We start from the raw sequence: 12,351 nt of genomic DNA, 5'->3' as shown, positions 1-12,351 counted from the left end.
ACTTTGGCGGCACTTTCAATACGTGCGGTTCATGTCAAACGTAATCAGCTGAGCACGCGGTGACGCCAGGCGGGCAGACTCTGCCGGACTTCGTCGATACGTGAGCGCTCGATATTGCCCGCGACGACGCCCGCGCCTTCGTCGCGCACGTCGATGATTTCGCCCCACGGGTCGATCAGCATGGTATGGCCCCACGTGCGCCGGCCGTTCTCATGCTTGCCGCCCTGTGCAGCGGCCAGCACGTAGCACTGATTCTCGACAGCCCGCGCGCGCAGTAGCGTTTCCCAGTGCGCGCGGCCCGTCGTGTACGTGAAGGCGGACGGCACGACGATCAGCGCGCAGTCGCCCATGCGCCGGTACAGCTCGGGAAAGCGTAGATCGTAGCAGACGGACAGGCCGACGCGCCCGAACGGCGCGTCGAACGTGCGGACGGTGTCGCCGGGGCGGATCGTGCGCGCCTCGTCGAACGATTCCTCGCCTTTCTCGAAATTGAACAGATGGATCTTGTCGTAGCGCGCGGCCTCGTTGCCCTGCGGATCGAACACAAGCGTCGTGTTCAGCACCCGGGTTTCTTCAGGCGCCGTCAAAGGCAGCGTGCCGCCGATCACCCAGACCTTGTGCCGGCGCGCGGCGTCGGCGAGAAAGCGCTGGATCGGGCCGTCGCCGTACGGTTCGCGCACGGTGAGCTTGTCGGTGTCCTTGTAGCCCATGAAGCAGAAGTACTCGGGCAGCAGGACGAGCTGCGCGCCGTCGGCGGCGGCTTGCGCGATCAGTTGGTCGGCATCGGCGAGATTGCGGTCGCGGTCCGGCGTGCTCACCATCTGCAACGCGGCGACGCGGAAGGGACCAGCGTGGGGAAAGGACTTCGCGGACTGCGTGTTCAGGTCGCTCATAGGCGTTCGAAAGACTCCTGCAATGGGCAGTACGGACAGCGGACGCCGGAGTTCGCGCCCGATGCATCGGGCGCGCCAGCCATCGCAAGAAACATCGGAACCGCGGTTCGGCCCTCAGTTCGGCGTCGCGATGGCGGCCGGCGCGTTCATATTACCGCTATCTCCATGTACCCGCTCGACGTGCGGTTTGGCCCATGAGCCCGTGATCGAGTAATCGCGTGCGAACGCATGTTCGATCGAATGCGACAGCGCAAAATCGCCGACCAGCGCGGCAATGCCGAGCAGCGGATTGATGATGGCCGCCGCGACGACGCCCGCGCCCGCGCTGACGGTCGGCACGACATGCACGTTCAGATCCTGCGTTTCGGTTGTCATATCGACGGTGCCTTTCATTTCGGCGCGCGCCGGCGCTGTCACCAGTTCGAAGTTGTTCGTCGAGCCGATGCCGTTCACGACCTGCGCGGTCCCCGTGACGTGCTCGAACGGCAGCCCTTCGCCGATCACGTCACGGAAATTCATCGACGCGTAGCGCGCGAGGCTTTGCAGGCTCAGCACGCCGAGCAGCTTCGCGACGCCCGGATCGACCTTGAGAATCTGCCCGTGCCGCAGATCGACGGCGAGATTGCCGTTGAGCGTCGGATAGTCGGGCTTGGTCGGGCCGCCGCGCCAGCCGAGTTTGCCCGCCAGCGACCCTTCGCCCGCCTTCAGCGTGCGCGGCAGTCCGGCGCGTTCGAGCAGCAGACCCGCGTCCTTGATGTCCAGTTTGAAATCGAGCTCGGTGCTCCGCTCGGCTTCGTCGTCCTGGTTCGCGCCGTAATTGCGGCCCGTGCGCCAGTTTGCCGTCGCCTTCAGCACGGCGGCCGGGTTGGTGATTTCGAGCGAATCGAGTTGCCAGACGGGCGTGCCGTTGTCCTCGAAGTTATGCGCGTTGACTTCGAGCTTGCCGATGTTGCGCTCGCGCACGATCAGTTCGTTGACGACGAGATCGATCGACGGAATGTTTTGCGCGGGCTGGTTGATCGCGGGACCAAGCAGATCGTTCTCGGTCGCCGACGGAATCACGAGCCGCGCGAGCCGCGCCTGCAGCGTGCCCGGCGATCCCGGCTGCGCGCCCGGCACCCATGACAGGTGGCCCGACACCTGGTTCGACGCGATATTCGCCTGCCACTGGCGGTCGTTGTGCGAGGCGCCGACCACCACGCTTTCCCAGTGACGCTTGAGCAGCGTCAGCGTGCCGATGTGGATCGCGAAGCGGTTCGGCATGAATTGCGCGGCCGTCGCGCTGGGCGGTACGGGGGCGACGCCTTCGTTGGCCTTGCGCATCTGCAGGAACAGGGCGCGCCACGCGTCGGCGTCGAGCGCGTCGATGTCCACGGCGGCGATCACGCCTTCCGATGGCAACTCCGCCGTCCGGTTCACGCCGACCACGCCGCGCACGACTTCGGGTGGCTGGCCAGGCGTGTGGCGCAGCAGATAGGTCGCCGCGATCGGGCCGAACGTGAGGTCGGCGCGTTGCAACCCGTTGCCGGTCGCGCTGCCATTGCTTGCGTCCACGCTGCTGCCGCCGTTCCCGACAGTCGGCCGGAACGTGAAATCGAACGGCATCGGCGTGCCGATGGGCTTGTTGAACGGCGCGGGCAAATTGAGCGCGAGCCCCGTCAGGTCCGAGTGAACGGCGACGTCGGGCAGTCCGCCTTTCGCGCCGCGCACGCTGATGTCGTAGGGCGCGCTGCCGTTCATCCGCGTCAGCACCTGCGCGGGCAGACCGCGCAGATTCAGGTCGCGGGCAGCATCGACGGCGACCTGGCCTGACAGGTTGAGCGCATAGGCGCCTTGGTCGTTGAGGCCACCTTTCGCGCGCACTTCGCCGCCCATGAACTGCCCCGTCAGCCCGTCGACCTGTGCGGTGCGCTCGGTGAAGTGCACCTTGCCGCGCAATTGCGACAGCGGCGGGACGTTGTCCACCGCAAGCCGGTCGTTCTCGAACGCGAGCGAGCCTTCCACCGCGACACGCACTTTCGGCGGTGTGGCGCCCAGCGGCGTGGGCGGGTTGCGCGGCACGGTCAGCTTGAGCGCGAGCGCGGCGGGGCCTTCGGCATGAATCTTTTCCGTTTCATGCTTCGCCATCCCGCCGAGCGCGCTGTTGTTCACGTAGTCGAGCATGTCGGCGAGCGGCCCGTGTCCGTCGCCCGCGATGATGAGGCTCGATGCGCGGTTGCCGAGGTCGTCGATCTTGCCCGTCACCTTGTGCATGGCGACGCCCTTGTAATGCGCGCGGTCGACGTCGAAGCGCAGCAGTTTCTCTTTCAGCTGGAACGTGCCGTCGATGCCGTCCAGCGCGGGCCACACGTTCGGCGCGCCGTTTTTCAGCGTGCGCGGCGGATACGGCGACGGGTCGAAGCGCCCGCCCTTGAACGGCGCGACGATTCTGAACACGCCCGCGCTCGGGTCGCGCGAGTAGGGGAATTTCTCAAGATTGCCGTGAATCTCGATCGTGCCGCCGTGTGACACGCCCGCCTGCAAGCCGTGAGTCAGATAGGCGCGCAGTTTTTCGCTGATGCTGGTGGGCAGATAGCGCGTGATGCGCGTGACCTGCGCCCGCTCGAAGTCGGCCTTCAGGTCGAGCGAGCCACGCCCGCTGCCGACGTTCGAGTAGCTGGCCGTCGCCTTTGCCGCCGTATCCGCATTCGACACCTTCAGTTCCGACACATCGACCTTGAACGCCTTGTGCCGCTGGCCCGGATCGATGACGGACGCGATCGTCCACGTGCCTTTGCCGCTCAGATGGTCGAACGTGAGTCGCGGGTCGTCGAATACGCCGGGCAGCGTGAGCGCGGCGTTGGCTGTATCGATGGAAATCGAGCCGTGCTTTTCGTCGGCGTCGATCGTGCCCCACAGATTCTCGATGCCCGGAATGCCCGCGCGCGGGTGGTTCCTCGCGGTCAGCCCCGGCGGCGGCTCCTGCGCGGCGACGCTGATGCCCTGCAGATCGCCCTTGAAGCGATACCGCACGATGGGTTCCGCGCCCGGCTCGCGATGCTCGGTGGCGGCCTGGCCCGAATCGGGCTTGCCGCGCTCGACCTCGATCGTGTAGTTCGCTACCAGCCCGCGCGGGTCGAAGCGCACGAGATTGTTCAGAATGCGCTTGGGCAGCGGCAGCGCGCGGCTGAATTCCACGAGCACGCCGAGATCGACGCGATCGCCCGAAATGCTGATCAGCTGGCCGTGCTGGACGCTCGGCATCCGGTAGCGGCTCGACAGCGTGTGCAGCGCGAGGATGCGGGCCACGGGCGTGCCGTCGTCGAGCGGCGGCTGACCGAGTTCAGCGCGCAGGTTGTTCAGGTCGAGCGTCCACTCGTCGCCGTCGTGCGCGACAGCCCACGAAAAGTTCGCGACGGGCACGTCGAGCTTCGGCTGCGTCGGCTTCACGCGCAGCGCGATGTTGTTGCCCGACAGTTCGCCCGAGGCCGAGCGCACGCGGCCCTGCGTGAACTGCAGCCAGATCGCGTTGTCGACGCGGCCCGCGTAGGTTTCGATCGGGAAGTCCATGTAACGGGCGAGCGTCGGCAGATCGACGGGACCCGCCGATATGTAGGCCTCGCCCGTCCAGTTGATCGGTTTGCCCATCGCCGCGAGGCGCGTGTGCCGGAAGTGCGCGCGAAAGTCGAGCGGGCCGAACAGCAGCTTGCCGTTGGGCGGCGCCTGCAGGGCGAGGCGGTGATCGTAGCCGTCGCTGAGGATTGCGAGGCGGATGTCCTGCAGCGCGATCTCGGGCGCGTCGCGACGCGCGTCGTGCCAGCGCAGCGTGCCGCCGCGCAGGATCATCGCCTCCTGGCGCAGCAGCCACGTGCTGAAGGTGTCGTTGCCTGAATGCGTGGTCGGCACCATCACGCCCGCGACGGTCAGCGAGCCGTCCGTTTCACGCTCGATCAGCAGATCCGGTTTGTCGACGATCACGCTCGACAGGATCGGCGCGAGCTTCCAGACGGACGACCACGAGACGGTCGCGCTCGCATGCGGAATGTTCAGCGCGACCTTGCCGTCGCGGTTGGTGATGGTGACGTCGGTGACTTCGAGGCCGGGCTGGAAGCCCGTCCAGTGCGGCGCGATCTTGCCGATCTTGAGCTGGGCGTGAATTTTTTCGGAGACGACCGCCTCGATTTTCGGCCGGAACGAATCGGCGTGAGGCAGCACGATGTAGCGCAGGCCGAGCACGGCCAGCACGACAACGAAATACAGGAACAGCGCAATGCCAAGGAGGACCCGCAGCGTGTGCCGCAGCACTGCGTGATCGTGCCCGCCTACGGGCTTGACGCGTCCAGCTTCGTGCGGGTCGGCGGATGAGTTTCGCTCGGACATGCTGCGACGGGGTAGGCGTATGTTAGTTTTGCGGTCTAATCAGGAAATGTATCACACGGGCCAGCGGCCACGGACTTAAGGTGCGGCCTGTGTGGACAAGGCCACACGGGGTGTCGGCAGCGTGAGCGAGTTCCGGCTGCGACGGCCCGAGGCAGGAACCCAAGCAACCAGCGAGCCAGATCTTTGATGACCGAACCATCCCTGTTGAGTTCCAGCTATTCGTACTACGCGTCGCGTGCCTATGCGGCGCACGACGTTCTCGCGACGCGTGTTGCGGCACTGGCGGGGGCGCCCATCACCCGCGAGCGGATCGACGAGCGTCTCGACGCGCTGACGGACGCGCTGCGCGCGACGCCCGATGCGCAACTCTCCGAAGACGCACTGAAAAAGGTGCTGCGCCAGCTTCGCGCGGAAGTGTTCTGCGCCGTGATGGAGCGCGACCTGTCCGGCGCTGCCGACGTGGCGGAAGTGACGGGCACGATGGCCGATCTCGCCGAAGCGACGGTCCAGCGCGCGATGGCCGTGGTCAGCGCCGATCTCGAAGCGCTTTATGGCGAGCCGCGCGGCACGCAGGGCGAGCGGCTGTCGTTGGGCGTGGTCGGCATGGGCAAGCTGGGTGGACGCGAGCTGAACGTGTCGTCGGATATCGATCTGATCTTCGTCTATGAGGACGACGGCGAGACGACGGGCGGCCAGCGTTCGCCGATCGCCACCCAGGACTTCTTCACGCGCCTCGGCAAACGGCTGATCGCGGCGCTCGCCGAGGTGACGGCGGACGGCTATGTGTTTCGCGTCGACATGCGGCTGCGGCCGAACGGCGATTCGGGGCCGCTCGTGTGCAGCCTCGGCATGCTCGAAGAATATTTCTACGTGCAGGGCCGCGAGTGGGAGCGGTATGCGTGGATCAAGGGCCGCCTTGTATCCGAGCATGCGAGCGATTCGGCGCGCCGGCTGTCGAAGCAGCTCGACGCGATCGTGAAGCCGTTCATCTACCGGCGCTATCTGGACTTCGGCGTGATCAGCGCGATCCGTTCGCTGCATCTGCAGATCCGCCAGGAGGCGCAGCGGCGCGCGTCGATGCGCCCCGACAAGGCCGACGACATCAAGCTCGGGCGCGGCGGCATCCGCGAAATCGAATTCAGCGCGCAGGTGTTCCAGTTGATACGCGGCGGCCAGGACGCGGGCTTTCGCGTGCGTCCGACGCTCGTCGTGCTGCGCCACGCGGCTGCGCGCGGTCTCATTTCGCCGGGCGTGTGCGCGGATCTGACGAGCGCGTATCTGTTTCTGCGCGACCTTGAGCACCGTCTGCAATACAGAAACGATGCGCAAACCCACGCAATGCCCGTCGATCCGACCGAGCGCGTGCATCTCGCGCAGGCGATGGGTTTCGACGATTACGCGTCGCTGATGACGAAGCTCGAAGCGCATCGCGAACTGGTCGAGCAGCAGTTCGACCAGATATTCGCCGACAAGGTGAGTGGGCAAGGCGGCTGCGGCGCGCGCGAAGACGGCGCGGCCGTGTGGGTCTGGAGCAGCGCGCTCGCCGACGACAGCGCCGATGAAGCGCTCGCCGCGCGGCTCGTCGAGCTTGGCATCGAGCACCCCGCCGAGTTGCTCGCGCGCCTGAAGGCTGTGTGGCAGTCGTCGCGCTATGCGGGCCTTGCGGAGCGCAGCCGCCAACGCTTCGACATCGTCGCGCAGCGCGCGCTCGAGGCTGCGCACACGCTGGAGCCTGCCGAGCGGCGCGGCGATATTCTCGTGCGCCTGTTCGACCTGCTCGAAGCCATCGGGCGGCGCGGGGCCTATCTTGCGCTGCTGACTGAATATCCGCAGGCGCTGCACCGCGTGCTGTCGGTACTGGGCGCTTCGCGCTGGGCGGCGGGCTACCTGATCCGCCATCCGCAACTGCTCGACGAACTGCTCGACGACGAAGCGATGGCGAGCCCGTTCGACTGGCCGGAGTTCAAGCGCACGTTGCGCGCGCGGCTCGCGGCCGCCGACGGCGTCGAGCAGCAGATGGATTTGCTGCGTCACGCGCATCAGGCCGAGGTGTTCCGCATTCTGCTGATCGATCTGGCTGGCAAGCTGAGCGTCGAGCATGTCAGCGACCGTTTGTCCGAACTCGCGGATGCCGTGCTCGACGTGACCATCGAGGCCGTGTGGAACCAGTTGGCCAAGCGCCATCGCGCGGTGCCGCGCTTTGCGATCATCGCGTACGGCAAGCTGGGCGGAAAGGAGCTCGGCTACGCGTCGGACCTCGACCTGATCTTCCTGTACGACGATCCGGACGACAACGCATCCGACATCTACGCGACCTTCACGCGCCGCCTGATCACGTGGCTCACGACGGCGACGGGCGCGGGCACGCTGTTCGACGTCGACTTGCGGCTGCGTCCGAACGGCGAATCGGGCCTGCTCGTGACCGATCTCGACGCGTTCCGCCGCTATCAGCTGCGCGAGGGCGATGCCGCCAATACGGCGTGGGTCTGGGAACACCAGGCGCTGACGCGCGCCCGCTACTGTGCGGGCGATCCCGCTGTCGGCGCGCAGTTCGAGGCGATCCGCGAACAGGTGCTGACGACGCCGCGCGACGCCGCGACGCTCGCCGCCGAGATCGTCGACATGCGGCGGCGCGTCGAGGAAGGCCATCCGAACCGGACCGAGCTGTTCGATCTGAAGCACGATCGCGGCGGCATGGTCGACATCGAATTCACCGTGCAGTACTGGGTGCTGCTGCACGCGGCGCGCGATCCCGAGCTGATCCGCAATACGGGCAATATTGCGCTGTTGCGCGAGGTGTCGCGCTTCGGGCTGATGAGCGGCGAGGAGGCCGATACCGTGGGCGCAGCTTACCGGACGTATCGGAAGCTGCAGCACAAGCTGCGGCTCGACGGCATGGAGAAGGCTCGCGTCGAGCCGCACGCCGTTGAGAACGAACGCGAGGCCGTGCTGCGGCTGTGGCGGCGGGTGTTTGGATGAGGTTGCGCGGCGGCGCGGAGCGTTGAAGTCCGCGCCGCGCCATGACGGGCGTTTCACGCCGTCGTGAGCATTTCCTTCGCGTGCTTGCGCGTGGTGGCCGTGATTGCCAGGCCGCCGAGCATGCGCGCGACTTCTTCGATACGGCTCGTCTTGTCCAGCGACGTCACCGTGCTGACCGTGCCGTTCTTGCCCTTGCTGCTCTTCGCGACCTGGAAGTGGTGATCGCCGCGCGCCGCGACTTGCGGCAGGTGCGTCACGCATAGCACCTGGCGCTGCTCGCCGAGCTGATGCAGGAGGCGCCCGACCACTTCCGCGACACCGCCGCCGATCCCCGTGTCCACTTCGTCGAAGATCAGCGTCGGCGTCGGGCTGGCCGCGCTCGCGATCACCGAGAGCGCGAGACTGATACGCGCGAGTTCGCCGCCCGAGGCCACCTTTGCCAGCGGTCGCAACGGCACGCCCGCATGGCCCGCGACGCGGAATTCGATCTGCTCCATCCCATGCGCGCCGCCGTCGGGCAGGGGCACGAGCGCGACTTCGAAGCTGCCGCCCGCCATCGACAGTTCCTGCATGCCCGTCGTCACCGCAGCGCCCAGCGCCTTCGCGGCTTTCGCGCGCGCCTTCGACAGCACCTTCGCGTCCGCGAGATACGCGTCTTTCGCCTTCGCCTCGGCGGCGCGCAGCGCGTCGAGATCGGCGGCGGCGTCGAGTTTCGCGAGCTGCTCGCGGCGCTCTTCATGTTCTTTCGGCAAGGTTTCCGGTTGCAGGCGGAATTTGCGTGCCGCCGAATGCAGCGCGTCGAGGCGCTTCTCGACCTGGGCGAGCCGGTCGGGATCGAGTTCCAGCCGCTGCGCGTAGTGGCTCAGCGAATACGCGGCTTCCTGCAACTGGATCTCGGCGGGTTCGAGCGCGGCGAGGGCGTCGTTCAGCGCCGGATCGATCTCGGCGAGATCGCGCACCTTCGAGATGACGGACGACAGATGACCGAGCATCGCTTCGTCCGATTCGGACAGCGCGGACAGCGCCGCCTGCACGCCGTCGATCAGATTCGCCGAATGCGACAGCCGCCGGTGCTCGACGTTGACCTCTTCCCACTCGCCGGGCTGCGGCGAGAGCTTGTCGAGTTCCGCGAGCTGCCATGCAAGACGCTCGCGTTCGAGTTGCAGTTCGCGGTCCTTGCTCTGCGAGGTTTCGACGGCCTGCGCCGCATCGCGCCAGGTGCGCCATGCGCGGGTCACGGCGGCCTTCGTGTCGAGCAGCCCGGCATGCGTGTCGAACAGTTCGCGCTGCGCATCGGGCCGCATCAGCAGTTGATGCGCATGCTGGCCGTGAATATCGACGAACATTTCGCCGAGTTCGCGCAATTGCGTGAGCGTCGCCGCCGTGCCGTTGATGAAAGCCCGCGAGCGGCCGTTGCCGTCGACCACGCGGCGCAGCATCACCGTATTGCCGTGCTCCGTCTCGATGGCGGCAAGCGCCTGTTCATCGAGCCATGCGTCGACGTCCGGATGCGTGTCGAACTCGGCCGTGATGTCCGCGCGCGCCTCGCCGTTGCGCACGACGCTCGCATCGGCGCGTGCGCCGAGCGCCAGCGCAAGCGCGTCGATGAGAATGGATTTGCCGGCACCCGTTTCGCCGGAAAAGACTGTGAAGCCGCTGTCGAATTCAAGATCGAGCGCGGCGACGATGACGAAGTCGCGTATCGAGAGGTGGCGGAGCATGGCTCGTCTGTGTGGCGTGGCTGGCGTGAGTTGGTGTGGTGTGTTGTCGTTACGCTCGGGCCTGGCAGCAGGCGGCGCTGGCGAGAATTCAGTCGCGTGGATCGTCTTCGTGCGACGGATACTCGTTCCAGTGCAGCTTCTTGCGCAGCGTCGCGTAATAGCTGTAGCCCACGGGATGCAGGAAAGGCACCGTATGGCGCGAGCGGCGCACGTCGATCGTGTCGTTCAGCTCCAGCGCGGTGAACGACTGCATGTCGAAGTTCACGTTGACGTCGCGGCCCGAGATGATCTGGATGCTGACCTTGGAGTCGTCCGGTATCACGATAGGGCGGTTCGATAACGCATGCGGCGCGATCGGCACGAGCACGAGGCCTTGCAACTGCGGATGCAGAATCGGCCCTTGCGACGACAGCGCATAAGCCGTCGAGCCCGTCGGCGTCGCGACGATCAGCCCGTCCGAGCGCTGGTTGTACATGAAGCGGCCATCCACGGAAACGCGCAGTTCCGCCATGCCCGAAAAGCCCGAACGGTTCACGACGACGTCGTTGAAGGCGAGCGCATGGTAGATGGGCTGGCCGTCGCGCATGATCCGCGACTCAAGCAGCGTGCGCTCTTCGCGCTCGAAGGTGCCCGACAGCATCTGCGGAATGATCTCGCGCATGTCGGTGAACGGGATGTCGGTGATGAAGCCCAGCCGCCCGTGATTGATGCCGATCAGCGGCGTCCTGTACGGCGCCAGTTGCCGGCCGATGCCCAGCATCGTACCGTCGCCGCCGAGCACGATCGCGACGTCCGCGCGCGCGCCGATTTCTGCCACGCGCAGCGCAGGCCATTGCGACGCACCGATTTCCTGCGCGGTTTCCGCCTCGAACATGACGTCGAAGCCGAGCTTCCCGATGCACGCGGCGAGCGCGGTCAGCGGTTCCCCGATGCCCGGCGTATTGCTGCGCCCGACGAGCGCAACGGTCTTGAACTGGCTGTTAGCTTGCATGCCGGCATTACACCATAGGTGCGACCTGAAAAGAACCGTAGAAGGCGGCGGCACGCCCGCCGGGGCTGACACGCGACGGCCGCGCGATGCCGGCCAGCCTTCGCCCGATTGTCGTTAGAATGGTGAAGTCCTCATGACAGATGTGACGACTGTCTGGATCCATGCGATGCGGCTTGTGCGCGGGCGGGGTGCCGCGCAGGGCGCGCACGGCTGTCAAGCCGCCGCGCCGCGTGCCGCCGCGCGCTCGCCGCGATGCGGTGGTTACGCTAAAATTTTTCGCCATGCTAGATCCTCGCGCACAAACCCTTCTGAAAACGCTGATCGAGCGGTATATCGCCGAAGGTCAGCCTGTCGGCTCGCGCACGCTTTCGCGGTACTCCGGGCTCGAACTGAGCCCGGCGACGATCCGCAACGTGATGTCCGATCTGGAGGAGCTGGGGCTCGTCATCAGTCCGCATACGTCGGCGGGACGCATTCCCACGCCGCGAGGCTACCGGCTTTTCGTCGACACCATGCTCACCGTCGAGTCGGCCGCCGACGAGGACGCCGTGATGCGCGCGGTGAAGACCACGCTGCAGCCGGGCGAGCCGCAAAAGGTGGTCGCGGCTGCCGCGAGCGTGCTGTCCAACCTGTCGCAGTTCGCGGGCGTGATCCTGACGCCGCGCCGCAGCCATGTGTTCAAGCAGATCGAATTTCTGCGCCTGTCCGACAAGCGCATCCTGCTGATCATCGTGACGCCGGAAGGCGACGTGCAGAACCGCATCATGGCGACGCAGCGCGATTTCTCGCCGTCGCAGCTCACCGAGGCAGCCAACTACATCAACGCGCACTTCGCGGGCCTGTCGTTCGACGAGGTGCGCCTGCGTCTGCGCGAAGAAATCGACGAACTGCGCGGCGACATGACGACGCTGATGCACGCAGCCGTCACCGCGAGCACGGACATCACCGATACAGGCGAAACCGTGCTGATTTCCGGCGAGCGAAATCTGCTCGAAGTGGCCGACCTTTCGTCGGACATGGCGCGGCTGCGCAAGCTGTTCGATATATTCGATCAAAAGACGAGTCTCCTTCAGTTGCTCGATGTGTCGAGCCACGCGCAAGGCGTGCAGATTTTCATTGGCGGCGAGTCGAACCTCGTCCCGATCGAGGAAATGAGCGTGGTGACCGCGCCGTACGAAGTGAACGGCAAGATCGTCGGCACGCTCGGCGTGATCGGCCCGACGCGCATGGCCTACAACCGCGTGATTCCCATTGTCGACATCACCGCGCGCCTGCTTTCGATGACGCTCAGCCAGGGGTAGCGTCGAGCTCGGCATGGTGTTCATCATGCGCGGCGTTTTTCGCCGTGCCAATTGGCCGAACGGCCAGGTATCGGCGGCAGACCGCGCCGCTATAATGAACTTCCCGA

7 protein-coding genes are annotated in these 12,351 nt (G+C 66.2%); 2 read left to right on the top strand and 5 right to left on the bottom strand.

Going from position 1 to position 12,351, the window contains the following annotated elements:
* Positions 1-44 precede the first annotated feature (44 nt).
* Positions 45-893 (bottom strand): carbon-nitrogen hydrolase family protein, encoded by an 849-nt coding sequence (locus C2L64_RS15040; protein ID WP_090837004.1) that lies wholly within the window; start codon positions 891-893, stop codon positions 45-47.
* Between the two features lie 114 nt (positions 894-1,007).
* Positions 1,008-5,252 carry a YhdP family protein gene (locus tag C2L64_RS15035; protein WP_079498897.1) on the bottom strand — a complete coding sequence of 1,415 codons (4,245 nt, stop codon included), beginning with the start codon at positions 5,250-5,252 and terminating at the stop codon, positions 1,008-1,010.
* A 186-nt stretch (positions 5,253-5,438) separates the two neighbouring features.
* Between C2L64_RS15035 and glnE the strand changes: the two genes are divergently transcribed.
* The gene (glnE, locus tag C2L64_RS15030) at positions 5,439-8,231 is read left to right on the top strand and encodes a bifunctional [glutamate--ammonia ligase]-adenylyl-L-tyrosine phosphorylase/[glutamate--ammonia-ligase] adenylyltransferase (protein ID WP_244144566.1); all 2,793 of its coding nucleotides are present in this window, start codon (positions 5,439-5,441) and stop codon (positions 8,229-8,231) included.
* A gap of 53 nt (positions 8,232-8,284) precedes the next feature.
* Here glnE and recN read toward each other — a convergent pair whose 3' ends face one another.
* From recN to C2L64_RS53245, 3 genes are all read right to left on the bottom strand, one after another.
* Positions 8,285-9,952 carry a DNA repair protein RecN gene (recN, locus tag C2L64_RS15025; protein ID WP_090836998.1) on the bottom strand — a complete coding sequence of 556 codons (1,668 nt, stop codon included), beginning with the start codon at positions 9,950-9,952 and terminating at the stop codon, positions 8,285-8,287.
* Positions 9,953-10,040: 88 nt separating this feature from the next.
* Positions 10,041-10,943 carry an NAD kinase gene (locus tag C2L64_RS15020; protein ID WP_090836995.1) on the bottom strand — a complete coding sequence of 301 codons (903 nt, stop codon included), beginning with the start codon at positions 10,941-10,943 and terminating at the stop codon, positions 10,041-10,043.
* Positions 10,944-10,950: 7 nt separating this feature from the next.
* A complete protein-coding gene (locus C2L64_RS53245; protein WP_143055773.1) occupies positions 10,951-11,226 on the bottom strand; it encodes a hypothetical protein in 276 nt (91 codons plus the stop codon).
* Here C2L64_RS53245 and hrcA point away from each other — a divergent pair.
* Entirely contained in the window at positions 11,225-12,244 is a 1,020-nt protein-coding gene (gene hrcA, locus C2L64_RS15015) for a heat-inducible transcriptional repressor HrcA (RefSeq protein ID WP_007578598.1), read from the top strand. The genes C2L64_RS53245 and hrcA overlap by 2 nt on opposite strands.
* Positions 12,245-12,351 lie beyond the last annotated feature (107 nt).

This window comes from Paraburkholderia hospita (assembly GCF_002902965.1).
Taxonomy (GTDB): domain Bacteria; phylum Pseudomonadota; class Gammaproteobacteria; order Burkholderiales; family Burkholderiaceae; genus Paraburkholderia; species Paraburkholderia hospita.
This window is presented reverse-complemented; position numbering and strand designations above follow the sequence as displayed.

What these genes read in the sequence shown, in the direction of transcription:
- C2L64_RS15040 (WP_090837004.1), bottom strand. Translation starts at nt 893, where the DNA reads ATGAGCGACCTGAACACGCAGTCCGCGAAGTCCTTTCCCCACGCTGGT.
- C2L64_RS15035 (WP_079498897.1), bottom strand. Translation starts at nt 5,252, where the DNA reads ATGTCCGAGCGAAACTCATCCGCCGACCCGCACGAAGCTGGACGCGTC.
- glnE (WP_244144566.1), top strand. Translation starts at nt 5,439, where the DNA reads ATGACCGAACCATCCCTGTTGAGTTCCAGCTATTCGTACTACGCGTCG.
- recN (WP_090836998.1), bottom strand. Translation starts at nt 9,952, where the DNA reads ATGCTCCGCCACCTCTCGATACGCGACTTCGTCATCGTCGCCGCGCTC.
- C2L64_RS15020 (WP_090836995.1), bottom strand. Translation starts at nt 10,943, where the DNA reads ATGCAAGCTAACAGCCAGTTCAAGACCGTTGCGCTCGTCGGGCGCAGC.
- hrcA (WP_007578598.1), top strand. Translation starts at nt 11,225, where the DNA reads ATGCTAGATCCTCGCGCACAAACCCTTCTGAAAACGCTGATCGAGCGG.
- C2L64_RS53245 (WP_143055773.1), bottom strand. Translation starts at nt 11,226, where the DNA reads ATGGCGAAAAATTTTAGCGTAACCACCGCATCGCGGCGAGCGCGCGGC.